The sequence below is a fragment of the Streptomyces sp. SCA2-17 genome (assembly GCF_044336695.1).
Genome location: NZ_CP117521.1, coordinates 4,374,023 through 4,400,099, shown reverse-complemented (window position 1 = coordinate 4,400,099; position 26,077 = coordinate 4,374,023). Strand labels below are relative to the sequence as shown.

Below are 26,077 nucleotides of genomic sequence, written 5' to 3'. Positions count from 1 at the left end.
CGGCCGGGCCCGGGCGGCATTCCCCGCCCTCCCCGTTACGCTGCCCTGCATGAACGGCAGCGGAACCGCCCCGGCAGCACCGACTCCGTCCGCCCGCCCCGCGTACCGCAGGCTCAGCGTCGAGGAACGCCGCACCCAGCTGATCGCCGCCGCCCTCGTCCTCTTCGCGCACCACGCGCCGGAGGACGTCTCCCTGGACGACGTGGCGGCGGCCGCCAAGGTGTCGAGGCCGCTCGTGTACCGCTACTTCCCCGGCGGCAAGCCCCAGCTGTACGAGACGGCGCTGCGCAGCGCCGCCGACGACCTGGAGCTGTGCTTCGCCGAGCCGCAGACCGGCCCCCTCACGGGCCGCCTGGCCGCCGCCCTGGACCGCTACCTGGCGTTCGTGGACGAGCACGACGCCGGGTTCAGCGCGCTGCTGCAAGGCGGCAGCGTCGCCGAGACCTCCCGTACGGGCGCGATCGTGGACGGGGTGCGGCGGGCGGCCGCCGCGCAGATCCTCAAGCACCTCCAGGTGCCGGAGCCGGGACTCCGGCTGCGCATGATGGTCCGGACGTGGATCACGGCCGTGGAGGCGGCGTCCCTGATCTGGCTGGACGAGGACAAGCAGCCGCCGGTGCACGAGCTGCGCGACTGGCTGGTCGACCATTTCGTGGCGCTCCTGACGGCCACGTCGGCGAGCGACCCGCAGACGGCCGAGGCGACCCGCGCCGCCCTGGCCCTGGAGTGCGCGGACGGGCCCGTGGGGCGCCTGGCCGGCCAGGTCCTTCCGGTGGTGTCGGAGGCGGCGCATCTGATCCCCTCGCCTACGTCCGCGGACGGGGCGCGCGTCTGACGGAGACTGGGGGCGTGAGAAGCGAAAATACGCCCTTCGAGGGCGGCCCCCTGGACGGGCGCGTACTGCCGGTACTGCTGGGGCACACCGGGCACCCGCCGAAGGTCTACGAGGTGCCGGTGCCGGACGAGCACGGCGGGAAGCCGACGGTCCTCGTCTACCACCGGGTCCAGGCGGGCACGACGCGCCGCCTGGGGCTGCACAAGGGCTGGAAGTACGTGTACGACCCGGAGGGCCGCCGGCCGGAGCGGGGCCTGAAGTGGCCGTGGACGAAGCCGCCGCGCCCCGGGGCGGACGCCTGAGCCGCAAGGACCCCGCAAGGGCGCCCCGCGGCGGCATCCGGGGCACACGGGTGCCCCGTGCCGCCGGCCGGGTGACGCCCTCGCAACCATGGGGTGAGCGGGTTAGGCGGATTCGCCCACAGCACTCCCATAAATAGGACCACACGTGGCACGATCCTCCCTGGGCAAAACGATCACGCCCCCACGGAGGTGAGCTCGTGTCAGGACGGTTCGTGCGTTCTGTCTGCACGGCGGCGCTGATGGCCGGCGCCACGTCGCTCGCACTGCCCCTGCCCCCGGCGGCGGCCGCCCCCGCGGCCCCGCCCGACCAGCCGTCCGCCCCCTCAGCCCCGTCCGTCCACACCCTGCTCACCCGGCTCCAGACGCTCTACCGCAAGGCCGAGGAGGCCACGGAGACGTTCAACGCGACCGAGGAGAAGCTCAAGAAGCAGCACCAGCGGGTGGACGCGCTCAACGAGGAGCTCGCCACGGCCCGCGTCGCCCTCACCGGCAGCCGGGACGCCGCCGGGCGGCTCGCCCGCGAGCAGTACCAGGGCACGAGCGGCACCCTCGCCCCGTACGTCTCCGTCCTCCTCAGCCCCGACCCGCAGCAGGCGCTCGACCGGGGCCATCAGATCCAGCGGGCCGCGGGCCAGCGGGCGGCCACGGTCGGCCGCCTCACCAAGGACGCGAAGCGCGCCTCCGACGTGGCCTTCACGGCGCGCGAGGCCCTCAACGAGCAGCAAGTGCTGGCCGCGAAGCAGAAGCAGCAGCGCGACAAGGTCAAGAAGAGCCTCGGCGAGGTGGAGAAGATGCTCGCCTCGCTGACCGGCAAGCAGCTCGCCGACATCCAGCGGCTGGAGCAGAAGAACATCGGCGAGGCCCAGCGCGCGCTGCTCTCCTCGGGCCGGCTGAGCGGCTCGACCAGGCCGTCCGCCGCGGGCCGCAAGGCCATCGCCTACGCCTTCGAGCAGTTCGGCAAGCCGTACGTGTGGGGTGCGGCCGGGCCGGACGCCTTCGACTGCTCGGGGCTCACCTCACAGGCCTGGGCCCACGCGGGCGACACCATCCCGCGCACGAGCCAGGAGCAGTGGCGGACCCTGCCGCGGGTGGCGCTCGACGAGCTGCGCCCGGGCGACCTGGTGGTCTACTTCGAGGACGCCACGCACGTGGCGCTCTACATCGGCAACGGCCTGGTGATGCAGGCACCGCGGCCCGGCGGCAGCGTGAAGGTCTCGCCGATCGCCGCCAATCCGCTGCTCGGGGCGGTCCGCCCGGACGCGGGCGAGGCGCCGCTGCGGAAGTACGAGCTGCCGCCGCTGCCGGAGGGCGCCTCGAACGGCTCGGACGCGGGGTACGGGTCGGCGACGGCACCGTCATAAGAGGTCAGCCGGAATCCTCCTCTTCGCCCAGCGCCGCCACGCACGCCGCCGCGTCCTGCGCGTCGTAGAAGTAGTCGGCGAAGTCCTCCGGGTCGTCGTAGCCGCCCGCGATGCGGTCGGCGAGCGACTGGTGGCGGCCCGCCGCTTCCAGGAGCTCCCGCACGTGCGCGGGCTGGCGCGGTGCGAGCATCGCGTTGGTCCAGGCGGTGGTGTGCCGGGCCGAGACCCAGTGGCCGGCGAACGCCGCCCGCATCCACGCCTCGTCGAAGGGCCGCTCGCCGTGCCGGACGATCGCGGCGAGGTAGGCGGCGGCGCACTTGGCGGCGGAGTTGGCGCCCTGGCCGGTGACGGGGTCGTCGGCGACGACCGCGTCGGCGACGCCGAGGACCAGCCCGCCGGAGGGCAGCCGGCCGACGGGGTCGCGCACGCCCGGGGTGTAGCGGCCGGCCAGCGTCGCCTGGGCGTCGGTGAGCTCGACGCGGGTCGCCCGGGCGTACTCCCAGGGCACGTAGTGCTCCATCAGCTCCAGGGTCCGTGCCAGGTGCTCGCCGGGGCCGGGCTGGTCCTGGAAGGCGTCCAGGGGCCCGTCCGGCACGGCCTCCCAGAACAGGACGTCGGCACGGCCGGAGACGGTGAGGGTGGGCAGCACGAACAGCTCCCCCGCGCCGGGCACGAGGTTGCAGCGCACCGCCTCGGTGTCCGGGTGCTCGGGGCGCGGGCCGAGCCCGTGCACGTAGGCGACGGCCAGGGCACGCTGCGGGACCGCGTACGGGGAGCCGGCGGGGTCGCGGTCGAAGAGCTCCGCGAGCTCGCCCTTGCCGGTGGCGACGAGCACCAGGTCGTAGTGGGCGGCGAGGGCGTCCAGGTCGGAGACCGCGGCGGCGTGGACGGCCAGGCGGCCGCCGCGCTCGGCGAAGGTGTCCAGCCAGCCGGACATCTTCAGCCGCTGGTCCACGGACTGGGCGCAGCCGCCGAGCCGGCCGAGCCAGTCGACGGCGCGCCGGTACGGGCCGCCGGCGGGCCCCGGCTCGGCGACGGAGACGCCGACGCCCTCGATGCGCGGGGCGGCGGCCGCCCAGAAGCCGAGGCCGAGCGCGTGCTCGTGGCCGAGGGCCGTGGGGAACATGCACTGGGTGGACATCACCCGGCCGGAACGTATCTCTTCGGACGTGCGGTTGGACATCAGCGTCACGTCGTAGCCGTGGAACTGGAGGCCGAGGGCCAGCTGGAGGCCGGACTGGCCGGCCCCGGCGATGAGGATCCGTCGCACGGGTCGCTCCTCACTCGGGCAGGGTGTCGAGCGCCCGGCCGACGAGGGCCAGCAGGGTGTCGACGACCGTGATCCGCTTCCGGGCGTCCATGGTCACCACCGGGACGGGCGGCGGCAGCGCGAGCGCCTCGCGCACGGCCTCGGGGGCGTGGTGGTCGGCGCCCTCGAAGTGGTTGACCGCCACGACGTAGGGCAGGCCGGCGGTCTCGAAGTAGTCGAGGGCGGGGAAGGACTCCGCGAGGCGCCGGGTGTCGGCCAGCACGACGGCGCCGATGGCGCCGCGCACGAGGTCGTCCCACATGAACCAGAATCGTTTCTGGCCGGGGGTGCCGAAGAGGTAGAGGACGAGGTCGGCGTCGAGGGTGAGCCGCCCGAAGTCCATGGCGACGGTGGTCGTCCGCTTGGCGGGGGTCGCGGTGGCGTCGTCGACGTCCTGCGCGGCGGCGGTCATCAGGGCCTCGGTGCGCAGCGGCGTGATCTCCGAGACGGATCCGACGAAGGTGGTCTTGCCGACGCCGAAGCCGCCCGCCACGACGATCTTCGTGGCGAGGGGGGCGCGGGTGCGGTCGCTCTGCCAGGGGCGCGGCGCGTCGTCGGCGGCGACGGCGCCGAGCGTGGCGGGCACGAGGGCGGCGGGCACGGCGGGCACGAGGGCGCCGGCCGGCGGCCTCGCGCCGGGCCCGGCTTCCCGGGGGAGGTCCTGGAGGCCGGGGTCAGAGTCTGTGCAGTCCACCGAGCACCCTTTCCAGCAGCGCGCGGTCGGGCCGGCCGGTGCCGTGGGCGGTGTCGAAGACGCGAACCCTGCCCTGCTCGGCCAGTTCGAGGAGGAGGACCCGTACGGCGCCGAGCGGCATGCGCAGCAGCGCGGCGATCTCGGCGACCGACCGCAGCCGGTGGCACAGGTCCACGATGGCGCGGCCCTCGGGCGGGATCCGCGGGTGGGGGCCGGCCGCCCCCGGGCCGCGGCCGGGGGCGGTGCCGTCCACGTCGAGGGCCGCCACGAAGGTCTCGACGAGCAGCAGCCGGCACCGGCGGGGGCGCCCGCCGGCGAGGGAGTACGGGCGGACGCGCGCCGGCTTGCCGCAGGCGGCGGGGGCGGTCATCCGACCGTCTCCACCGACTGCCGCAGCTCCCTGCGGAGTTCGGGCGTGAGGACGTGTCCGGCCCGGCCGACGAAGAGGGCCATGTGGTAGGCGACGACGCTCATGTCGCAGTCGGGCTCGGCGTGGACGCCCAGCAGCGAGCCGTCGCTGATGGTCATCACGAACAGGCTGCCCTCGTCCATGGCGACCATGGTCTGCTTGACGAAGCCGCCGTCCATGAGGCACGCGGCGCCGGTCGTCAGGCTGCCCAGCCCCGCCACGATGGTGGCGAGGTCGGCCGTGGAGCCGCGCGGCCCTTCCGGTCTCTCGCCGCGGTGCACCAGGCGCGGGTCGGAGGAGAGCAGGAGCAGGCCGTCGGAGGAGACGACGGCGACGGACCGCACGCCGGGCACCTCCTCGACGAGGTTGGTCAGCAGCCAGTGCAGATTGCGGGCTTCGTGGCTCAGCCCGTACGCGGCGGGGCCGGCGGGGGATACGGGGGTCGCCCCCCGGGGGAATGCAGTCAACCGCGTGCCTCCTCGGGGGTGCCGCCGTCGGCCGGCGGGCCCGCTTGGTTCCGTTGGGTGTCGCGTCCGGCGAGCTCGGCCCGGGCGTCGCGGCGCCCGTCGGCGGCGCCGCGCTGGAAGCCGGCGAGCTTGCGGCGCAGCGCTTCGGCGTCGACGCCCTGGCGCACGCGCTGGGGGGCGGGCCGCTGGGGGGCGGCTTTGGGGGTGCGCTTGGGCAGCGCGGTGCCGTTGGGCAGGGCGGCGCCGGGGGGCGTGCCGTCGGCGGGCGCTGACGGGCGGGCGTGGCGCCCCGTCGAAGGAGGGGCGGGCGGGGCCGGGGGCGCGGCCGCCTCCGTGAAGGCGGTGAGCTGCATCGTCGCGTCGGTCTCGGCGGGGCCCGGGACGGGCGCGGGCGGCGGGTCGGCCGGGTGGACGGGCGGCGGCACCTGGGCGTGGGCGGGGCGGGCCGCGTGGGCTCCGGGCGCCCGGTGCGTGTGCTGGGGGCGGCCGCGCAGCGTGTGGGAGTTGGCCTCGGCGATGGAGCCGGGGAGGTGGACCCGGGGGGCGGCCGCGGCGCCGGGGACGGGCGGGGTGCCGTCGAGGCCGGTGACGGCGGGCGGACCGGCGGGCAGCAGGCCCACGGGCAGGACGACGACGGCGGCGACCCCGCCGGTGGCCTGCTCGCGCAGCTGGACGCGGATGCCGTGCCGGGCGGCGAGCCGGGCGACGACGTACAGGCCGAGGCCGAGCGTCGACTGCCCCGTGCGCCCGGGGCGGCCCGCGGCTCCGGCGCGGCCGGTGTGGTCGGGGACGGCGGGCGGGGGCCCGGCGGGGGCGGGGTCGGCGAGCAGGGCGTTGGCCTCGGCGAGCCGCTCGGGTTCCATGCCGATGCCCTCGTCCTGGACGCAGAGGACGATCTCGCCGCCCTCCAGGTGCCATGCGGAGACCTGGACCTGGGCGTCGGGCGGGGAGAACGCCGTGGCGTTCTCCAGCAGTTCGGCGACGAGGTGGCTGACGTCCTCGGAGGCGAAGCCGGCGAGGCGGGCGTGCGGCGGCAGGGACTGGATGCGCACCCGCTGGTAGCGCTCGATCTCGCCGGAGGCCGCCCGCAGGACGTCGAGGAGCGGTACGGGCCCGGAGCGGCCGGTGCCGCTCTCGGCTCCGGCGAGCACCAGGAGGTTCTCGCTGTTGCGGCGCATCCGGGTGGCGAGGTGGTCGAGTTTGAAGAGGGTGTCGAGGCGCTCCGGGTCGGCCTCGTGGGCCTCCATGCCCTCGATGACGGCCAGTTGGCGCTCGACGAGGCCGAGGGTGCGCAGCGACAGGCCGACGAGGATGCCGAGCTCGCGGGCCTCGCCGCCGGGGTGCTCGGCGGGGAGGGCGGCGAGGCGCTCGGCGAGGCGCTGCTGTTCGGCGCGCAGGGAGTCGCGTTCGTCGGCGGCGTCCTGGCGGGCGGCGATGAGGCGGGTGCGCTCGCCTTCGAGGGCGGCGATGCGGCCCTGCTGGCGGCGGAACTTGCCCTGGAGGTGGTTGACGGCCCGGGCGGTCTCGGCGAATTCGTCGTCGCGGCCCTTGAAGGCGATGGGCTCCTCGGTGACCGGGTCGGCGCTCACGCGGCGGGTGCCGAGCCGTACGGAGGCGAGCGGGCGGGTGACCGAGCGGGCGGCCCAGATGCCGGTGAAGAGGGCGGTGAACAGGCACAGGGCGGCGGCCATGACCCGCCGCTCCAGCTCCGTCATGGCCTCGTGGCGCAGCGTCTCCAGGCGGGGCGCCTCGGCCTCGGCGAGGGCGTCCTCGACGCCCCGCATGCGCTGGAGGCGGGTGGTGAGGGCGGTGCGGACCGGCTCGGCGGGCTGGGCGGCGAGCTCGCCGGAGGACGGGGAGCGGGTGAGCTTGTCGAGGAGGCTCTGGGCCTCGGTGACTTCGGGGCCGGTGACGGCCTCGGCGTAGGCGTCGCGGGCGGCGGGGGGCGCGAGGCGGGTGAAGTCGGCCAGAGCGTCCTGCGTACGGGCGTCGGCGCGCTGGGCCGCCGCGGCCAGCTCGGGCTTGCGGCCCTGGGCGGCCAGGGCGCCCAGGAGCAGGCCGCGGCTCGCGGAGGCCGCTTCGGTGGCGCGGGCGAGGGGCGGCAGGGCGGCGGAGTCGCCGCGGGTGCGCCGGTCGAGGGTGTCGGCGAGGCCGCGCAGGGCCCGCACGGCGGGGGTGTAGGCGTTGTAGGCGGCGAGGGCGTCGCCCTTGCCGGAGTAGGCCTCGCGGCGGGTGTGGGGGAGGGCGTCGAGGAGCTCGCGCACGGACGCCGGGGCGCCGGGGCGGAACTCCGCGATCTGCCGGTCCACGGCGACCCGTTGGCGGTCGGAGAGGCCGGCGCCGGTGGAGTCGGCGCGGCCCCCCGCCACGTACTGGACCATGGCGTCGCGCTCGTCCGCCAGGGAGTGCGCGAGGGCGAGGGCCGAGGCGTCGGCGCTCGCCAGGGCGGCCAGGCGGCGCGCCTCGGCGAGGTCCCGCGCCGCCTCGCGGACGCCGAAGGTGCTCGCGCCGAGCACGGCGAGGGTGATGACCGCGACGGATACGGTCAGTCGGTTACGTACGCGGGCGGTGCGCTCCGGCACCGCCGTGGCCCGCGGCTTCCGTCCGCCGCCGCCCCCAAGCCGCTTCTTCCGCACCGGTGCTCACAATCTTCTCTCGTCCCACCCCTGGTACTGATTTGACCCTTTCAGCACCTCTGAGGGACGGGGGTGCCCATCGACCGCCCGGCCACTCGAAGGAGTGAACATCCCTTACTGATTGACAATCGGCCTGCTTCACTCATCGCACACGTGCCAGGTCAGCACGTCACCTGAAGCAACGCGGAGGACGGCGACAGGATGCGCACGTGCCACGGTGGAATTCCGGCATCCGGCACACTGGCCCCATGCGCATCGAACTCGCCACCCAGCCGGGGGATCTCCGACACCCGAACGAGGACTTCGCATCCGTCGCCCTGCCGGCCTCCGGTAAGGGCGGTGCGCTGGTGCTGCTCGACGGGGTCACGCCGCCGCCCTCCGGGGAGACCGGATGCGTGCACGGAGTGCCCTGGTTCACGGCGCGGTTGGGCGGAGCGCTGCTCGAACTGGCCGTCTCGGAGCGGGAGCTGAGCCTGACCCGCTGCCTGTCAGGCGCCATCTCCCGTACGGCGGAGGCCCATCGGGGCACGTGCGACCTCGGCCACCGGCGCACGCCGCAGGCCACGGTCGTCGCGGTGCGGTGGGACGACGTACGCGTGGAGTACCTGGTGCTGTCCGACTCCGCGCTCCTCGTCGAGTCCGCGAACGGCGCGGTGACGGCCGTCCTGGACGACCGCATCGAACGGCTGCGGGCCCTGGGGCCGGTGACGGACGCCGCGCGCAACGCGGAGGGCGGGTTCTTCACGGCGGCGGCGGACCCGGACGTCGCCGGGCGGGCGGTGACCGGTTCGCTCGCGCGGGCGGAGGTGCGGGCACTGGCCGCGCTCACGGACGGCGCGGGGCGGTGGGTGGAGGTGTTCCGGGAGGGGGACTGGCCGGACTGCCTGGCCGTCCTCGCGAAGGAGGGCCCCCAGGCGCTCATCGACCGCGTACGGGCCGCGGAGGAGGGCGTGCGGGGAGAGCGGCTCGGGAAGCGGCACGACGACGCGGCGGCCGTGTACGTGGAGCTCTAGCCGCCGCGCCGCCGCGCGGCCGGCCCTACTGCTCCGCGCTCGTGTTCAGCTGGTGGAGCAGGCGGGCCAGCTCCGCCACTTCGCCGCGGTCCCAGTCCGCCAGTTTGCGTACGTACTGCGCACGGCGGGCGTCGCGCACGCGCGTGAAGCGGGCGCGGCCCTCCTCCGTGATGCGCACGAGGGACGCCCGGCCGTCGGCCGGATCCGGCTCGCGGGTGACGAGGCCGAGCTCGGCCAGCGCGCGCAGCTGGCGGCTCATCGTGGCCTTGCCGACCCCGAAGTACGCCGCGAGGTCCGTGGCGCGCTGCGCTCCCGCGTCCTCCAGGCGGACGAGGAGGCCGTAGGCGGCGGCCTCCAGCTCGGGGTGCACCTCGCGCGCCATCTCACCGGACGACGCCCGGGCCCGGCGCAGGAAGACGGCCAGCTCGCGTTCCAGCGAGAGGTACGCCTGGTCCATACCTCTGCCCTGCGCGGCGCCCGGCCCGCCCTCCCCGGGGGGCGGGGTAGTCGTCTGGTGCACGTCAGGAACCTCTCCGGTTTTCCGGTTGTTGAAAGTTTTTCCCGTTCGCGGTCTTCACCGCAGCTCCGCCAGTATTTCGCAGGATTAGACCAACGGCAGCACCGCGTCCCCCTATGCCTGGCGCGTCCGCCGCCATAACGTCATTTATGACATGGCCATACCAATGTCTCCGCGCCGTCGGTGCGTCATTGGTACTCCCCCCACGGACCCTTCTGGAAGGCACGCCATGGTCACGTTCAGATGCAGATCCGGCCGCACGGGCCGCAGATCCCCCACGGATTTACGCGCCCTCTCCCCCCTGTCCGTCCTCTCCCTCCTCATAGCCTCCCTGCTGTCCGCCCTCTGCCTCCTCGCCCCGCCGGTCTCCGCGCACGGCGCGAAACGGCCCACCCATCCGGAGCGGGACTGGCTCGGCTCCACCCTGCGGGACCACGAGCACCCCGCCCCCGGCACCCCTCCCCCGCCCGGGTTCGTCTCCGTCGAGGGCGTCGACGTCTCCAGCCACAACGGCAGCGTCCCCTGGTCGTCCCTGTGGAACAGCGGCAACCGCTTCGCCTACGTCAAGGCGACCGAGGGCACCAGCTACACCAATCCCTCCTTCGCGCAGCAGTACAACGGCTCCTACGGCGTGGGCATGATCCGCGGCGCGTACCACTTCGCCCTGCCCGACAACTCCAGTGGCGCCGCGCAGGCCGCGTACTTCGCCTCGCACGGCGGCGGCTGGTCCCGGGACGGCAGGACGCTGCCCGGCGTCCTGGACATGGAGTACAACCCGTACGGGTCCACCTGCTACGGCATGAGCGCGAGCGCACTCGCCGGCTGGATCGCGGACTTCTTCGCCACGTACAAGGCCCGCACGGGGCGCGACGCCGTGATCTACACGTCGACCAGCTGGTGGAAGCAGTGCACCGGCAACTACGGCGGCTTCGGCGCCGCCCACCCGCTGTGGGTGCCCCGCTACGGCTCCTCCGCGGGGGAACTGCCGGCGGGCTGGGACTACTACACCTTCTGGCAGTACACCGACACCGGCCCGACGGTCGGCGACCACAACCGCTTCAACGGCACGTACAGCCGCCTCCAGGCCCTCGCCAACGGGTGAGGTGACACCCCCGCACCACCCCCCACGCCCCCCACGCCCCCCACGCCCCCCACGCCCCCCACAAGGAAAGACACCGGGCCCCCGGCACATCGGCGCCGGGGGCCCGGTTCACTCGTCTCAGCGGTTCAGCCGCAGGTGCCCGCCGGGCGGGTGCGGGTGACCAGGTCGGTCGAGCCGGTGGTGGCGTCGATCCACACCACCTGCTTGCCGCCCGCCGCGGCCGGGGAGGACTGCTCGCCGCGGTTGCAGGAGACGCGCGCCCGGGCGGAGCCGTCGGCCGCGAACTGCCACAGCTTGGGCAGCGACTCGTTGAACCCCGTCGCGTCCGGCTGCGCGTCGGTGACCGTCACCGCGCTCTCGGAGGCGGTCAGCTCGGAGGCGCGGAGCGCGCCGGCGCCCTTCTCCGGGCTGAGGTCGGTGACGCCCGTGCCGTCGGGCTTGGCGCGCCGCACGGCCACCTGGCCCTTGTCGTCCGCCGTCTCGTCCACGAGCCAGAAGACGCCGGTCTCGTTGATGCCGGTCTGGCCGATGTTCTCGGGCTTGCCGAGCTGCCCCATCGCCGTCTTCTTGCCGGTCTTGAGGTCCAGCACCTCGGTGCCCAGACGGTAGTCGTCGCCCTCGGGGAAGAGCGTGGCGTACGCGATCCTGCCGCCGTTCAGCGACGGGAGGGCCGTCGAGACCTCGGCGCGGCCGCCGTCCACCCAGGTGGGCTGCTTGTCGCCGGTGCGGACGTAGCCGACGTGGCGCCCGCCGAGGAGGTCGGCCGTGTCGAAGACGACGGTGCCGCCCTCGACGCGCACGTTGTACACCGAGCCCGAGGCCGTCCCGTACAGCTTCTTGACCGGGCCGCCCGCCAGCGGCCGGGAGAGGACGTCCGTGCCGGTGCTCCCGTAGGCGGCCCAGGCGACGGTCTTGCCGTCGGTGGCCGGGGAGACGTGGAAGCGGCCGTCGTTGGGGCTGATCAGCTTCGGGGAGCCGCTGCCGTCCACGCGGCCGGCCCACACGGAGTACGCCTCGTTGCCCTCTTCGTTCGACCGGGAGGCGGTCCACCAGCCGCCGCCTGCGCCCGCGCCCGTGGCGGTGGTGTTGAGCTTGGCGGAGAGCACGTCGGTGTCGACGCCGAGGGCCAGCTCCCAGCCCGGCACGACGCCGTGGGCGTTGAAGGAGCGCTGGACGGCGTTCAGGTCCTTGCCGGAGACGCCGAGCGCCTTCGCCGCGGCGATGACGGCGTCGCGGCCCTCGGTGAAGCCGTCGAGGGGCGTCATGTACTCCGCCAGCGCCTTGTAGACGATGCGGTCGGCGAGGGTGCGGCCCACGTCCTCGCGGATGTCCCACAGGGCGCCCGAGAAGATGGTGGAGTTGAGGTGCACGCCGCCGTTGTCGGTGCCGAAGCCGACGCCGAGGAAGCCCTTCGACGTGGTGCGGCCGTCGTTGAGGTCGCGGAAGGCGCACTGCCGCGGGGTCTTCGACCGGCACAGGTTCCCGCCGAGCAGGCCGGCGTCCGGGTCGTCCATGGCCATGCCCGCGGCGTCGACCGCGATGGCGTTGCCGAAGTAGTCGGCGAGGGCCTCGTTGAGGGCGCCGGACTGGCCCGCGTAGACCAGGTTGGCGGTGTGCTCGACGACGCCGTGGGTCATCTCGTGGCCGACGACGTCGAGGTCGGCGGAGAGCGTCTTGTAGTCCTCGTCGCCGCCGCCGTACACCATCTTGGTGCCGTCCCAGAAGGCGTTGACGTACGCGCCGCCGAACTCGGTCACGCCGACGAGGGAGTTGATGGTCATGCCGCGTCCGTCCAGGCTGTCGCGGCCGTGGACCTTCTTGTAGTAGTCGTAGACCTTGCCCGCGGCCCAGTGGGCGTCGACGGCCCCGGCCTCCGTGGCGTCCTTGCCGAAGGACGGCGTGGCCGAGCCGAACTCCTTGATGCCGTCGGGCCAGCGTCCCTCGACCTCGCTGACCTCCTTGCCGCGCGCGTCCCAGGTGGTGACCGGGTTCTTGCTGGAGTCCCACATCCGCGCGTAGTCGGACATGACGTACTCGTTGCGCGCGGTGTCCTTGACCAGGCCGAGCTCGACGGTCGTCCCGTCGTACTTGACGCCGGAGCCGTTGACGCCGGGACTGACCGGCCCCGCGGCGGCGCGGGCGGCGGCCTTGGAGGTGCCGGCGGCGGCCGCGCGGGCGCGCTCCTGCACGCCGTCCGCGCCGAACGTCTTGATACCGCTGTACTGCAACACCGGGTAGCCGGCCTTGGCGTCGACGTAGACCTCGCGCAGCACGGGGTGCCCGGTGACCGGATCGGTGCCGCGGACGGTGACGTGCTGGGTGAGGACGCCGGGGCCCTTGGGGACGACGACGAGGCCGCGCGCGGTGCCGGTCAGGGACCGGGCTGCGGGCGTCGCGCCCTCGGCGCGGGCGGCGTCGCCCTTGCCGAGCCGGTTGCCGGCGAGGTCGTGCAGGGTGGCGGCGACGGCCCGCTCGACGGCGAGCTTCTCGCTGACCTCGGCGCGGGTGTCCGCCTTCAGGCCGGTGAAGTACTTGCCGGAGGTTCCGGTGACGACGCGCTTGCCGTTCTTGTGTTCCATCCGGACGACGTACTGGCCGCCCAGGACGTCGACGCCCTGGTGCTTCTGCTGGAGCCGTACGGTCTCGGAGGCGCCCGCGCTCACGGTCTGCACGGGCTTGAGGTCCCGGGCCGGCTCGGCGATGCGGTAGCGGTTGCGCTTGCCGGCGAGGTGGCCGCGGGCGGCGTCGGCGGCGCTGCCGGAGGACGCGGCGGCCTCGCGGATGCCGTCGACCAGGGCCGGGGTGGAGGTGCCCTTGCCCGGGATCACCTCCGCCGGGCCGTCGTCGCCGCGGCCTCCCGCCGCGTGGGCGGGCACCGCGGTAGCAAGAAGCGCGGCGGCACCGATCAGTGCCGCCGCGCCCGGTATTCCGCTCTTGATGGTCCGTCTTCCTGCTCTTCGTGAACGTGCGTGGGTCATGCGCACAGTTCCCCCTCCGAACGTGACTGGTCGGTCAGCGGAGCTTGGTCGGGGACCATGCAAGCGGTGGGGTTCGCGTCCGTCAACGGAGCGAATGAGACAGGAGCTTCTCGCCGGGGTTCGCGTCCGTCACGCCGCCGCCGCGACCTCCGCCCCGGCCGGCCGCAGGGCCAGGGCGAGGACCTGGCGGACGTCCGAGACCGGGTGGACGTCGAGCTTCTCCAGGACCTCGGCCGGCACGTCGTCCAGGTCCGGCTCGTTGCGCTTCGGGATGATGACCGTCGTCACGCCCGCGCGGTGCGCCGCCAGCAGCTTCTGCTTGACGCCGCCGATGGGCAGGACGCGTCCCGTCAGGGACACCTCGCCCGTCATCGCGACGTCCGGCCGCACCGCCCGGCCCGACAGCAGCGAGGCGAGCGCCGTCGTCATCGTGATGCCCGCGCTCGGGCCGTCCTTCGGGACGGCGCCCGCCGGGACGTGCAGGTGGACGCCCCGGTCCTTGAAGTCGCCCACCGGCAGCTCCAGTTCCGCACCGTGCGAGCGGAGGAAGGACAGGGCGATCTGCGCCGACTCCTTCATCACGTCGCCCAGCTGGCCCGTCAGCGTCAGGCCCGCGCCGCCCGTCTCCGGGTCGGCCAGCGACGCCTCGACGAAGAGGACGTCGCCGCCCGCGCCCGTCACCGCGAGCCCGGTCGCGACGCCGGGCACGGCCGTGCGCCGCTCGGCCGGGTCCTGCGCGGACTCCGGGGTGTGGTGCGGCCGGCCGATCAGCGGGCGCAGCTGCTCCGCGCCGATGGTGAACGGCAGCTCCTGCTCGCCCAGTTCGTGCCGGGCCGCGACCTTGCGCAGCAGCCGGGCCACGGAGCGCTCCAGGTTCCGCACGCCCGCCTCGCGCGTGTACTCGCCGGCGAGGCGGCGCAGCGCGCCGTCCTCGATCACGACCTCGCCGGGTTCGAGGCCCGCCCGGTCGAGCTGCCGGGGCAGCAGGTGGTCGCGGGCGATGACGACCTTCTCGTCCTCGGTGTAGCCGTCGAGACGGACGAGCTCCATGCGGTCCAGGAGGGCTTCGGGGATGGCCTCCAGGACGTTGGCGGTCGCCAGGAACACGACGTCCGACAGGTCGAGTTCGACCTCCAGGTAGTGGTCCCGGAAGGTGTGGTTCTGCGCCGGGTCGAGGACCTCCAGGAGGGCCGCGGCGGGGTCGCCGCGGAAGTCGGAGCCGACCTTGTCGATCTCGTCGAGGAGCACGACCGGGTTCATCGAGCCGGCCTCCTTGACCGCCCGCACGATGCGGCCGGGCAGCGCGCCCACGTACGTGCGGCGGTGGCCGCGGATCTCGGCCTCGTCGCGGACGCCGCCGAGGGCGACGCGCACGAACTTGCGGCCCATGGCGCGGGCGACGCTCTGGCCGAGGCTCGTCTTTCCGGTGCCGGGCGGGCCGACGAGCGCGAGCACCGCGCCCCCGCGCCGCCCTCCGACCGCGCCCAGCCCCCGGTCGGCGCGCCGCTTGCGCACCGCCAGGTACTCGGTGATCCGCTCCTTGACGTCCTCCAGGCCCGCGTGGTCCGCGTCGAGGACGGACTTCGCGCCGGGGATGTCGTACGCGTCCTCCGTGTGCTCGTTCCAGGGCATCTCCAGGACGGTGTCCAGCCAGGTGCGGATCCAGCCGCCTTCGGGGCTCTGGTCGGAGGCCCGCTCCAGCTTGCCGACCTCCTTGAGGGCGGCTTCGCGGACCTTCTCGGGGAGGTCGGCGGCCTCGACGCGGGCGCGGTAGTCGCCGGACTCGTCCTCCGGGTCGCCGTTGAGCTCGGCGAGCTCCTTGCGGACGGCCTCCAGCTGGCGGCGCAGCAGGAACTCGCGCTGCTGCTTGTCGACGCCTTCCTGGACGTCCTTGGCGATGGACTCGGCGACGTCCTGCTCGGCGAGGTGCTCGCCGAGCCAGCCGACGGCGAGCTTGAGGCGGGCCACCGGGTCGGCGGTCTCCAGGAGTTCGACGCGCTGGGCGACGGTGAGGAAGGGCGAGTAGCCGGAGTTGTCGGCGAGCTGGCCGATGTCGTCGATCTGCTGGACGCGGTCGACGACCTGCCAGGCGCCGCGCCGGCGGAGCCAGCTGGTGGCGAGCGCCTTGTACTCCTTCGCGAGCTCGGCGACGGCGCCGGGGAGGGGGTCCGGGACGGTCTCCTCCACGGGGGTGCCCTCGACCCAGAGCGCGGCCCCGGGGCCGGTCGTCCCGGCGCCGATGCGCACGCGGCGGACGCCGCGGACGAGGGCGCCGGGGTCGCCGCTGCCGGAGAGCCGCCCCACCTGCTCGACACTGCCGAGGGTGCCGGCGCCCGCGTACGTCCCGTCGACGCGCGGCACGAGCAGGACCAGCGGCTTGCCACCGCTCCCCCGCGCGGCGGCCTGGGCGGCCTCGACCGCGGCGCGCACATCGGCGTCGGACAGGTCGAGCGGCACCACCATGCCGGGCAGCACGACCTCGTCGTCGAGCGGCAGCACGGGCAGGGTGAGCGGTGTGGACAGCGAAGCCATGATCTCCCCTTAGGCAGGCAAGTTGAGCTATGCCGACTCAATGCTTGCCGCTGCGCGAATGTTCCCCGCCCGGCGTTCGCTCTCAGCGATCAGCCGGGCGGAAGGGCGGAGCGGCGATCGCTCCTACGGCAAGCCGCACCCGCCCGCCCGGCAGGCCCTCGTGCCGCCGCGTCAGGCGGCCGCCGGGAACGAGCGCCGGTAGTCCGTCGGCGTCACGCCGAAGTGGAGCGTGAAGTGGCGGCGCAGGTTGGCGGCCGTGCCCAGGCCGCTCAGTTCGCTGACGCGCTCGACGGACAGGGCCGTCGACTCCAGGAGCGACTGGGCGCGGGCGAGGCGCTGGGTGAGGAGCCATTGCAGCGGGGTCGTGCCGGTGGCGGCGTGGAGGCGGCGGAAGAAGGTGCGCGGGCTCATGCCGGCGCGGGCGGCGAGGTCGTCGACGGACAGCGGGCGGCCGAGGTGCTCGCGGGCCCACTGGAGGACGGGGGCGAGGCTGTCGTCGTCGGCCTCGGGCACGGAGAGGTCCACGTACTGGGCCTGTCCGCCGGGCCGGTGGGCGGGCACCACGAGGCGGCGGGCGAGCTGGTTGGCGACGTGGGCGCCGAGATCGCGGCGGACGAGGTGGAGGCAGAGGTCGAGCCCCGCGGTGACGCCGGCGCTGGTGAGGACGTCGCCGTCGTCGACGTAGAGGACCGAGTCGTCCACGCGCACGCGCGGGTGGCGGCGCGCGAGGGCCTCGGTGTGCATCCAGTGGGCGGTGACGCGGCGGCCGTCGAGGAGGCCGGCGGCCGCGAGGGCGAAGGCCCCGGCGCACAGGGAGACCATGCGGGCCCCGGAGTCCGCGGCCCGGCGCAGGGCCTCCAGCAGCTCCGCCGGCAGTTCGCGCTCGCCCTCGACGCACGCCTCGGGCACCGACGGCACGATCACCGTGCCGGCGCCTTCCAGCCCTTCCAGGCCGTACGGGGTGCGCAGCGTGAGCCCGAAGGGCCCGGGCTGCGGTTCGCCGCCGCCCACGGAGCACACGCGCAGGTCGTACCAGGGGTCGGCGAGGTCGGGGTGCGGGATGCCGAAGACGGTGCAGACCACCCCCAGTTCGTACAGGTCCCACAGGGGGACGTCGTCGTCGATCACGGCCACGGCCACGGTTCCGGCGCTCATGATCGACAGGCTAGGCGAGGTGGCAGGAATTTTTCGGAGCGCGTCAGTCCTGCCACTGTCAGGCCGCGGTTGCCGGTGCGAGGCTGATCGCACTTGATCAACTTCCATGACACACCGGGGGAAACACCCATGAAGGCAACCGCGCCCCTCACCGCCGACGCCTGGGCGACGCTGGTCACCGACGCCGCCGACCACTGCTCGGCGGTCCTGGAGGCGGGTGCGGACCAGGACTGGTCGCGGCCCGCGGCCGGCCTGGAGTGGTCCGCGGCCGCGACGCTCGACCACCTCGCGCTCGGCCTCGTCGGCTACGCGGGCCTGCTCACGGCCCGGCCCACCGACCGTTACATCGCCCTGTTCGCCTCGCTCGACCCGAAGGCCCCGCTACCGGCCCGGCTGGAGGGCATCCGCATCGCGGCGGCGCTGCTGGCCGCCACCGTCCGCGGGGCGCGCGAGGGGGACCGCGCCTGGCACCCGTGGGGCCACTCCGACGCGCCCGGCTTCGCCGCCATGGGCGTGACGGAGCTCGTGCTCCACACGGACGACATCGCGCGCGGCCTCGGGCTGGACTCCACCGTTCCCGGCGAGCTCTGCACGCCCGTCCTCGCGCGCCTCTTCCCCGGCGCCCCGGCCGGCCACTCCCCCGCGGACACGCTGCTGTGGTGCACCGGCCGGGCCGCCCTGCCCGGCCTCCCGCGGCGCACGCAGTGGGCCTGGGACGGCACCGTCCGCGGCTGACGCGGCCGCCCGCCCCTTGTCGCGCAGCAGCCCCCAGCACGCCATGCCCGTCAGCAGGGCGATCGGGTGGCCCCAGCTCGCGAGGGGGTCGGCGAACTCGACCAGATCCTGGGCGCACATCAGGAAGGCGAGGCCGAGGACGGTCCGCTTCGCGCGCGGGCCCAGGAGCCCGGCGAGCGCGCCTATGCAGGCCATCACGCCGAAGCTGATGCCGTAGTCGAGGCGGTGCAGGGAGGCCTCGGGCAGCTGCCCGGCGGCGACGGCGCCCGCGACGGGCAGCTCGGTGGCGAGCGTGGCCAGGACGTGGCCGAGGAGGAAGACGCCGGCGGCGCGGGCCCCGCCGGTCCGCCGCTCCAGGGCGGAGACGACGAGGACGAAGAGGATCCCGTACAGCGAGTACAGGCCGCCGGCTATCCACAGGGCGCTGGCGAGCAGGACGACGAGGGGCTGTTCGGCCAGGTGCGCGGCGTCGGTGCTGGACTCGCGCAGGAGGTGGCTGACGGTGGCCTCGTCGCCGTAGTCCGTGTAGATCGCGGTGGCGAGCAGGACCAGCGCGTAGAAGAACGTGAACGGCGTGCCGAGAGGGGTGGGCAGGGCCCGCAGGAGCCGCCGGCCCTGCCGGAGGCTGCGACGGGGGCGCCGCGGGGGCATGCCGTCGGGGTCCACCACGTTCACTCGGCCAAGCCCCTTCCTCGCGGGGTCCGTACCGGCACCCGGCGGGGCGAAAAGCGCTCCCGCCCCCGCTCCCACCGAGATTAAGGTCCATCGAGGGCAGGGGAATCAAGCTCGGCCAGTGACTCCGGTCACCCCCGTCAACCTCACATCCGCCTGCCGCGTCCGCCGCGTACCGACCGACCCGGAGGCCACCTCGTGACCACCCTCCAGCGCGACCCGTACGACACGAACGCCCGCGACGAGAACGACCACGACGAGCCCGTCACCCTCGACCGCCGCGACGGCCCGTACGGAGAGGTCGTCCTGCGCCGCCGGGGCACGGGGGACCGCGCCGTCCACGAGATCATCGCGAACGGCTGCTTCCTGATGGACACCTCCGACGGGCGCTCGGAGCGCCTGCTCGTGGACGCGGCACTGGCCGCGCTCCCCGCGGACCGCGCGGAGCCGGCCGTCCTCATCGGCGGGCTGGGCGTCGGCTTCTCGCTCGCCCGGGCCGCGCAGGAGCCGCGCTGGGGCCGGATCACGGTCGTGGAGCGGGAGCCGGCGGTGATCGGCTGGCACGAGGACGGTCCCCTCGGCGGGATCTCGGCCCGCGCGCTGGCCGACCCCCGCGCGGAGATCGTGGAGGAGGACCTCTTCCAGCACGTGCGCACGGCCCCCGTCCGCTACGACGCCCTGTGCCTGGACATCGACAACGGCCCCGACTGGACGGTCACGGAGAGCAACGACAGCCTGTACTCCCCCGCCGGTCTGGCCGCCTGCCGGGAGCGCCTGACGCCCGGCGGTGTGCTCGCCGTATGGTCGGCCCGGCCGTCCGCCCGGTTCGAGCGAGCCCTCCGGAATGCCGGGTTCGAAGGGGTACGGACCGAAGAGATCGCGGTTGCCCGGGGCGTACCGGACGTAGTGCACCTCGGGCAACGTGCCGCGTAGCCGTCGCCCGCCACCTGCCCGTACCCTGCTTGCCACAGCTGCCGAAGCCGGCACGGAACGACGCGACGGAAGACGCTAGGGGCGGGGCGCGCATGGAGCAGACACACATCGGCCCGAACGGGGCCGCCCCGTCCGCCGGGGCGCAGCGCCGGGTGCTGGTCGTCGAGGACGACCGGACCATCGTGGACGCCATCGCGGCCCGGCTGCGGGCCGAGGGCTTCCAGGTCCGCACCGCGGGCGACGGGCCGGCGGCCGTCGACACCGCCGAGGCGTGGCAGCCCGACCTGCTGGTGCTCGACGTGATGCTGCCGGGCTTCGACGGCCTGGAGGTGTGCCGGCGGGTGCAGGCGCAGCGGCCGGTGCCCGTCCTGATGCTCACGGCGCGTGACGACGAGACGGACATGCTGGTGGGTCTGGGCGTCGGCGCGGACGACTACATGACCAAGCCGTTCTCGATGCGCGAGCTGGCGGCCCGGGTGCACGTGCTGCTGCGGCGCGTGGAGCGGGCGGCGCTGGCCGCGCACACCCCGCGCAGCGGCATCCTGCGCCTGGGCGAGCTGGAGATCGACCACGCGCAGCGGCGGGTCCGGGTCAGAGGCGCCGACGTGCACCTGACGCCGACCGAGTTCGACCTGCTGGTGTGCCTGGCGAACACGCCGCGCGCCGTCCTCTCCCGCGAGCAGCTGCTGGCGGAGGTGTGGGACTGGGCGGACGCCTCGGGCACCCGTACGGTCGACAGCCACATCAAGGCGCTGCGCCGGAAGATCGGCGCGGAGCGGATCCGTACGGTCCACGGCGTGGGCTACGCGCTGGAGACCCCGGCGGCATGACCGGCAGTACGGCATGACCGGCGGCACGGCCGGCCCACGGGGCGGCGCCGAGCGCCGCAGGGGCGTCCCGGTGGCGGGCCTCGGCGGGCGGGTCTGGGAGGCACTGCGGCCGCTGGACCCCTACCGGTCGGTGAAGGCGGCGCTGGGCGCCCTGGTCATCGGCTCGGTGGTGATAACGACCTTCCTGGTGTTCGTCGCGATCCGGTCGGCGACCGAGCTCCGGGTGATCACGGTCTTCTCGATCATCGCCTCGCTGCTCATCACGCAGTTCGTCGCGCAGGGCCTGACCGCGCCGCTGGACGAGATGACCGAGGTCACGCGGGCCATGGCGCAGGGTGACTACACGCGCCGGGTGGGCGCCGGGCGGCGGGACGAGTTCGGGCACCTGGCGAACGCGTTCAACCGCATGGCGGCGGATCTGGAGGCGGTGGACACCCACCGCAAGGAGCTCGTCGCCAACGTCTCGCACGAGCTGCGGACCCCGATCGCGGGTCTGCGGGCGGTGCTGGAGAACGTGGTGGACGGGGTGTCGGCCGCGGATCCGGAGACGATGCGGACGGCGCTGCGCCAGACGGAGCGGCTCGGCCGGCTGGTGGAGCAGTTGCTGGACCTGTCCCGGCTGGACAACGGGGTCGTGCCGCTGCACTCGCGCCGCTTCGAGGTGTGGCCGTATCTGGCGGGCATCCTGAAGGAGGCGAGCATGGCCAACGGCTCCAGCTCGTCCCCGCACGCCCGCAAGGACGTGCACCTGCACCTGGACGTGTCGCCGCCGGAGCTGACGGCCCACGCGGATGCGGAGCGGCTGCACCAGGTGGTGGCGAACCTCGTGGACAACGCCGTCAAGCACAGCCCCCCGCACGGGCGGGTCACGGTGCGGGCGCGGCGGGGCGAGGGGCCGCAGTCGCTGGCGCTGGAGGTGCTGGACGAGGGCCCGGGGATCCCCGAGGCGGAGCGGCACCGGGTCTTCGAGCGGTTCAACCGGGGCGGCTCGGGCCAGCAGGGCCCGGGGACCGACGGCGGTACGGGGCTGGGCCTGGCGATCGCGCGCTGGGCGGTGGATCTGCACGGCGGGTCCATCGGGGTGGCCGAATCACCACATGGGTGCCGCATTCAGGTCACTCTTCCGGGCGGACCTCGCGATCAATGTTGACGTATGGTCGATGGCGGAGGCACACATTCGAGGGATGTGGGGCGCGCTGGAGCGAACCCTGATACCCCCGGGACCAGCAGAACCCCGTGTGTTTCCCGCCAAGTCATGCCCCGAAACCCCCGAGCAAATGTGACTTGCGCGACTGCTTGCCCGGGTGGCCTGCATCAACCGTGCAGACAGGCGTAGCCTTTATTCCCGCTGTCCATCACCTTGTGAAGCGGAAGAGGGCGGTTACCGCCGTGTCGCCACAGTCCCCCAACACCTCGAGCATCTCGACCGACCAAGACGGGCAGGGCAAGAGCCCTGCCGACGTGTTCGGTCCCAATGAGTGGCTCGTCGACGAGATCTACCAGCAGTACCTCCAGGACCCGAACTCGGTCGACCGAGCCTGGTGGGACTTCTTCGCCGACTACAAGCCGGGCACGGCGGCGTCGGCTCCGCCGGGGCAGGCTGTGAGCGCGGGTGCGCCTCAGGCGGCTCAGGCCGCCGCTCCCGCCGCCCCCGCCGCGGCGCAGGCCGCTCCGGCCGCCGCCGCTCCGGCCCAGGCCGCCCCCGCCGCCGCGCCCCAGGCGCCGGCGGCCCCCGCGGCGAAGCCCGCTGCCGCGCAGCCGGCCCCCGCCAAGGCCGCGCCCGCCGCGAAGCCGGCTGCCGCCAAGGCCGCCCCGGCGACCGAGGCTCCCGCCGGCCCCGAGTACGTCACGCTCCGTGGCCCCTCGGCCGCCGTCGCGAAGAACATGAACGCCTCCCTGGAGCTGCCGACGGCCACGTCCGTCCGCGCCGTCCCGGTGAAGCTGCTGTTCGACCAGCGCATCGTGATCAACAATCACCTCAAGCGCGCCCGCGGCGGCAAGGTCTCCTTCACGCACCTCATCGGCTACGCCATGGTGCAGGCGCTGAAGCTGATGCCGTCGATGAACTACTCCTTCACGGAGAAGGACGGCAAGCCGACCCTCGTCAAGCCCGAGCACGTCAACCTCGGCCTGGCGATCGACCTGGTCAAGCCGAACGGCGACCGGCAGCTGGTGGTCGCGGCCATCAAGAAGGCCGAGACGCTGAACTTCTTCGAGTTCTGGCAGGCCTACGAGGACATCGTCCGCCGCGCCCGCGTCGGCAAGCTGACGATGGACGACTTCACCGGCGTCACCGCGTCGCTGACCAACCCCGGCGGCATCGGCACGGTCCACTCCGTGCCGCGTCTGATGCCCGGCCAGGGTCTGATCCTCGGCGTCGGCGCCATGGACTACCCCGCCGAGTTCCAGGGCACCTCGCAGGACACCCTGAACAAGATGGGCATCTCCAAGGTGATGACCCTGACCTCGACGTACGACCACCGGGTGATCCAGGGCGCCGCCTCCGGCGAGTTCCTGCGGATCATGGCCCAGCTGCTGCTCGGCGAGAACGGCTTCTACGACGAGATCTTCGAGGCGCTGCGCATCCCCTACGAGCCGGTCCGCTGGCTCAAGGACATCGACGCCTCGCACGACGACGACGTCACCAAGGCCGCCCGCGTCTTCGAGCTGATCCACTCCTACCGGGTCCGCGGCCACGTCATGGCCGACACCGACCCGCTGGAGTACCGCCAGCGCAAGCACCCCGACCTCGACATCACCGAGCACGGCCTCACCCTGTGGGACCTGGAGCGGGAGTTCGCGGTCGGCGGCTTCGCCGGCAAGGCGATGATGAAGCTGCGCGACATCCTCGGCGTGCTGCGCGACTCGTACTGCCGCACCACCGGCATCGAGTTCATGCACATCCAGGACCCCAAGCAGCGCAAGTGGATCCAGGACCGGGTCGAGCGCGGCCACTCCAAGCCGGAGCGCGAGGAGCAGCTGCGCATCCTGCGCCGGCTGAACGCCGCCGAGGCCTTCGAGACCTTCCTGCAGACGAAGTACGTCGGCCAGAAGCGCTTCTCGCTGGAGGGCGGCGAGTCCGTCATCCCGCTGCTGGACTCGGTGCTGGACGCCGCCGCCGAGGCGCGCCTGGACGAGGTCGTCATCGGCATGGCCCACCGCGGCCGCCTCAACGTCCTCGCCAACATCGTCGGCAAGTCGTACGCGCAGATCTTCCGCGAGTTCGAGGGCAACCTCGACCCGAAGTCGATGCACGGCTCCGGCGACGTGAAGTACCACCTGGGCGCCGAGGGCACCTTCACCGGCCTGGACGGCGAGCAGATCAAGGTCTCGCTGGCCGCCAACCCGTCCCACCTGGAGACCGTCGACCCGGTCGTCGAGGGCATCGCCCGCGCCAAGCAGGACATCATCGGCAAGGCGGGCACGGACTTCACCGTCCTGCCGGTCCAGCTGCACGGCGACGCGGCCTTCGCGGGCCAGGGCGTCGTCGCCGAGACGCTGAACATGTCGCAGCTGCGCGGCTACCGCACCGGCGGCACCGTGCACATCGTCATCAACAACCAGGTCGGCTTCACCGCGCCGCCGGAGTCCTCGCGCTCGTCGATGTACTGCACCGACGTCGCCCGGATGATCGAGGCGCCGATCTTCCACGTGAACGGTGACGACCCGGAGGCCGTGGTCCGCGTCGCGCGGCTCGCCTTCGAGTTCCGCCAGGCGTTCAACAAGGACGTCGTCATCGACCTGATCTGCTACCGCCGCCGGGGCCACAACGAGTCGGACAACCCCTCGTTCACCCAGCCGCTGATGTACGACCTGATCGACAAGAAGCGCTCGGTGCGCAAGCTCTACACCGAGTCCCTCATCGGTCGCGGCGACATCACCCTGGAAGAGGCCGAGCAGGCCCTGCAGGACTACCAGGGCCAGCTGGAGAAGGTCTTCGTCGAGGTCCGCGACGCGGACGCGGCGACGGCTCCGGCCGCGTCCGGCCCGGCCCCGCTGGGCGGGTTCCCGGTCGCGGTGAACACCGCGATCTCCCAGGAGGTCCTCAAGCGGATCGCCGAGTCGCAGGTCACCACGCCGGAGAACGTCACGGTGCACCCGCGCCTGATGCCGCAGCTCCAGCGCCGCGCCGCCAGCATCGAGGACGGCACGATCGACTGGGGCATGGGCGAGACCCTCGCCTTCGGCTCGCTGCTGATGGAGGGCACCCCGGTCCGGCTCGCCGGCCAGGACTCCCGCCGCGGCACCTTCGGCCAGCGCCACGCGGTGCTCGTCGACCGCGAGACCGGCGAGGACTACACCCCGCTGCTCTACCTGTCCGACGACCAGGCCCGCTTCAACGTCTACGACTCGCTCCTGAGCGAGTACGCGGCGATGGGCTTCGAGTACGGCTACTCGCTGGCCCGCCCGGACGCGCTGGTGCTGTGGGAGGCCCAGTTCGGTGACTTCGTCAACGGCGCCCAGAGCATCGTCGACGAGTTCATCTCCTCCTCCGAGCAGAAGTGGAACCAGACCTCCGGCGTCACGCTGCTCCTCCCGCACGGCTACGAGGGCCAGGGCCCGGACCACTCCTCGGCCCGTGTCGAGCGCTTCCTCCAGCTCTGCGCGCAGAACAACATGACGGTCGCCATGCCGACGCTGCCGTCGAACTACTTCCACCTGCTGCGCTGGCAGGTCCACAACCCGCACCACAAGCCGCTGATCGTCTTCACCCCGAAGTCGATGCTGCGTCTGAAGGCCGCGGCGTCGAAGGCGGAGGAGTTCACCAGCGGCGGGTTCCGTCCGGTCATCGGTGACGACACCGTCGCCGCGGCGGACGTCCGCAAGGTCGTCTTCTGCTCCGGCAAGGTCTACTACGACCTGGTCGCCGAGCGGACGAAGCGCGGCGCGAACGACACGGCCATCGTCCGCATCGAGCGCCTCTACCCGCTGCCGGGCGAGGAGCTCCAGGCCGAGATCGCCAAGTTCCCGAACGCCGAGAAGTACATCTGGGCGCAGGAGGAGCCGGCGAACCAGGGTGCGTGGCCGTTCATCGCGCTGAACCTGATCGACCACCTGGACCTGGCGGTCGGCGCCGACGTCCCGGCCCGCGAGCGGCTGCGGCGGATCTCCCGCCCGCACTCCTCGTCGCCGGCGGTCGGCTCGGCCAAGCGTCACCAGGCCGAGCAGCAGACGCTGATCAACGAGGTGTTCGACGCCTGACGGGCGCGTACGCGTAGGCAAGGACCGGGCCCCCACCGCTTCCCAGCGGTGGGGGCCCGGTCCCGTACGGGCGCCCGCCTATCCTTGGCCTGACCACAGGCCTGACGATCCACCGGAGAGAACGTTGTACTTCACCGACCGCGGCATCGAGGAGCTGGAGAACCGGCGGGGCGAGGAGGAGGTGACGCTCGGCTGGGTGGCCGAGCAGCTGCGCACCTTCGTCGACCTGAACCCGGACTTCGAGGTGCCGGTGGAGCGGCTGGCGACGTGGCTGGCGCGGCTGGACGACGAGGACGACGAGTGATTTTTCGCTGGTAGCGCGGGGCGCCGCGCCCCTTCAGGGGCGCGGGGCCGTGTCCACCTGCGGCTCCGCCGCGTGGGCGCGACAAGCCCCC

General features: G+C 73.6%; 20 protein-coding genes and 1 pseudogene. 11 read left to right on the top strand and 10 right to left on the bottom strand.

The features are described 5' to 3' along the window. Positions 1–49: 49 nt before the first annotated feature. The 3 genes from PS271_RS20060 to PS271_RS20050 all read left to right on the top strand — a co-directional run bounded on the left by PS271_RS20060 (position 50) and on the right by PS271_RS20050 (position 2,498). Positions 50–835 (top strand): TetR/AcrR family transcriptional regulator, encoded by a 786-nt coding sequence (locus tag PS271_RS20060; RefSeq protein WP_398383488.1) that lies wholly within the window; start codon positions 50–52, stop codon positions 833–835. Between the two features lie 14 nt (positions 836–849). Further along, a complete protein-coding gene (locus PS271_RS20055) occupies positions 850–1,137 on the top strand; it encodes a DUF8847 domain-containing protein (RefSeq protein WP_398383487.1) in 288 nt (95 codons plus the stop codon). A 197-nt stretch (positions 1,138–1,334) separates the two neighbouring features. Continuing rightward, positions 1,335–2,498 (top strand): C40 family peptidase, encoded by a 1,164-nt coding sequence (locus tag PS271_RS20050; RefSeq protein WP_398383486.1) that lies wholly within the window; start codon positions 1,335–1,337, stop codon positions 2,496–2,498. A 4-nt stretch (positions 2,499–2,502) separates the two neighbouring features. On the opposite strand, the gene PS271_RS20045 is transcribed toward PS271_RS20050, so the two are convergent. The 5 genes from PS271_RS20045 to PS271_RS20025 all read right to left on the bottom strand — a co-directional run bounded on the left by PS271_RS20045 (position 2,503) and on the right by PS271_RS20025 (position 7,959). After that, positions 2,503–3,768 carry a styrene monooxygenase/indole monooxygenase family protein gene (locus PS271_RS20045; protein WP_398383485.1) on the bottom strand — a complete coding sequence of 422 codons (1,266 nt, stop codon included), beginning with the start codon at positions 3,766–3,768 and terminating at the stop codon, positions 2,503–2,505. A 10-nt stretch (positions 3,769–3,778) separates the two neighbouring features. Beyond that, positions 3,779–4,393: a GTP-binding protein gene (locus PS271_RS20040; protein WP_398386946.1), complete on the bottom strand. Its 615-nt coding sequence runs from the start codon at positions 4,391–4,393 to the stop codon at positions 3,779–3,781. A gap of 88 nt (positions 4,394–4,481) precedes the next feature. Further along, positions 4,482–4,871 (bottom strand): DUF742 domain-containing protein, encoded by a 390-nt coding sequence (locus tag PS271_RS20035; RefSeq protein WP_398383484.1) that lies wholly within the window; start codon positions 4,869–4,871, stop codon positions 4,482–4,484. Next, the gene (locus PS271_RS20030; protein ID WP_398383483.1) at positions 4,868–5,377 is read right to left on the bottom strand and encodes a roadblock/LC7 domain-containing protein; all 510 of its coding nucleotides are present in this window, start codon (positions 5,375–5,377) and stop codon (positions 4,868–4,870) included. The genes PS271_RS20035 and PS271_RS20030 overlap by 4 nt, the downstream gene beginning before the upstream one ends. Next, on the bottom strand, positions 5,374–7,959 hold the full coding sequence (locus tag PS271_RS20025) for a sensor histidine kinase (protein ID WP_398383482.1): 2,586 nt from the start codon (positions 7,957–7,959) through the stop codon (positions 5,374–5,376). Before PS271_RS20025 ends, PS271_RS20030 begins: the two co-directional genes overlap by 4 nt. Before the next feature lie 302 nt (positions 7,960–8,261). Between PS271_RS20025 and PS271_RS20020 the strand changes: the two genes are divergently transcribed. Beyond that, entirely contained in the window at positions 8,262–9,026 is a 765-nt protein-coding gene (locus tag PS271_RS20020; protein WP_398383481.1) for a hypothetical protein, read from the top strand. 25 nt (positions 9,027–9,051) lie between these two features. On the opposite strand, the gene PS271_RS20015 is transcribed toward PS271_RS20020, so the two are convergent. Beyond that, the gene (locus PS271_RS20015) at positions 9,052–9,483 is read right to left on the bottom strand and encodes a MarR family winged helix-turn-helix transcriptional regulator (protein WP_106681145.1); all 432 of its coding nucleotides are present in this window, start codon (positions 9,481–9,483) and stop codon (positions 9,052–9,054) included. Between the two features lie 289 nt (positions 9,484–9,772). Here PS271_RS20015 and PS271_RS20010 point away from each other — a divergent pair, with 289 nt between their 5' ends. Further along, positions 9,773–10,645, top strand: coding sequence for a lysozyme (locus PS271_RS20010; protein ID WP_398383479.1), 873 nt, complete (start codon positions 9,773–9,775; stop codon positions 10,643–10,645). 125 nt (positions 10,646–10,770) lie between these two features. On the opposite strand, the gene PS271_RS20005 is transcribed toward PS271_RS20010, so the two are convergent. The 3 genes from PS271_RS20005 to PS271_RS19995 all read right to left on the bottom strand — a co-directional run bounded on the left by PS271_RS20005 (position 10,771) and on the right by PS271_RS19995 (position 17,295). Then, the gene (locus tag PS271_RS20005; protein WP_398383477.1) at positions 10,771–13,623 is read right to left on the bottom strand and encodes a M4 family metallopeptidase; all 2,853 of its coding nucleotides are present in this window, start codon (positions 13,621–13,623) and stop codon (positions 10,771–10,773) included. Positions 13,624–13,752: 129 nt separating this feature from the next. Then, positions 13,753–16,155, bottom strand: coding sequence for an endopeptidase La (gene lon / locus PS271_RS20000; RefSeq protein ID WP_398383475.1), 2,403 nt, complete (start codon positions 16,153–16,155; stop codon positions 13,753–13,755). A 171-nt stretch (positions 16,156–16,326) separates the two neighbouring features. Next, positions 16,327–17,295, bottom strand: a complete 969-nt coding sequence (locus PS271_RS19995) for a helix-turn-helix domain-containing protein (protein WP_495656775.1) — start codon at positions 17,293–17,295, stop codon at positions 16,327–16,329. A 144-nt stretch (positions 17,296–17,439) separates the two neighbouring features. Here PS271_RS19995 and PS271_RS19990 point away from each other — a divergent pair, with 144 nt between their 5' ends. Next, entirely contained in the window at positions 17,440–18,045 is a 606-nt protein-coding gene (locus PS271_RS19990) for a DinB family protein (RefSeq protein ID WP_398383471.1), read from the top strand. A gap of 72 nt (positions 18,046–18,117) precedes the next feature. On the opposite strand, the pseudogene PS271_RS19985 reads toward PS271_RS19990, so the two are convergent. After that, positions 18,118–18,696: pseudogene (locus PS271_RS19985) on the bottom strand (rhomboid-like protein); the annotation flags it as partial. Between the two features lie 219 nt (positions 18,697–18,915). Between PS271_RS19985 and PS271_RS19980 the strand changes: the two are divergent. From PS271_RS19980 to PS271_RS19960, 5 genes are all read left to right on the top strand, one after another. Continuing rightward, the gene (locus PS271_RS19980) at positions 18,916–19,650 is read left to right on the top strand and encodes a spermidine synthase family protein (protein WP_398383469.1); all 735 of its coding nucleotides are present in this window, start codon (positions 18,916–18,918) and stop codon (positions 19,648–19,650) included. Between the two features lie 92 nt (positions 19,651–19,742). Further along, on the top strand, positions 19,743–20,480 hold the full coding sequence (locus tag PS271_RS19975) for a response regulator transcription factor (RefSeq protein WP_398383467.1): 738 nt from the start codon (positions 19,743–19,745) through the stop codon (positions 20,478–20,480). Between the two features lie 13 nt (positions 20,481–20,493). Continuing rightward, the gene (locus tag PS271_RS19970) at positions 20,494–21,630 is read left to right on the top strand and encodes a HAMP domain-containing sensor histidine kinase (protein ID WP_359101463.1); all 1,137 of its coding nucleotides are present in this window, start codon (positions 20,494–20,496) and stop codon (positions 21,628–21,630) included. 239 nt (positions 21,631–21,869) lie between these two features. Then, positions 21,870–25,682 carry a multifunctional oxoglutarate decarboxylase/oxoglutarate dehydrogenase thiamine pyrophosphate-binding subunit/dihydrolipoyllysine-residue succinyltransferase subunit gene (locus PS271_RS19965; RefSeq protein ID WP_398383465.1) on the top strand — a complete coding sequence of 1,271 codons (3,813 nt, stop codon included), beginning with the start codon at positions 21,870–21,872 and terminating at the stop codon, positions 25,680–25,682. Between the two features lie 124 nt (positions 25,683–25,806). Then, on the top strand, positions 25,807–25,986 hold the full coding sequence (locus PS271_RS19960) for a DUF6104 family protein (RefSeq protein WP_004937694.1): 180 nt from the start codon (positions 25,807–25,809) through the stop codon (positions 25,984–25,986). Positions 25,987–26,077: the final 91 nt, after the last annotated feature.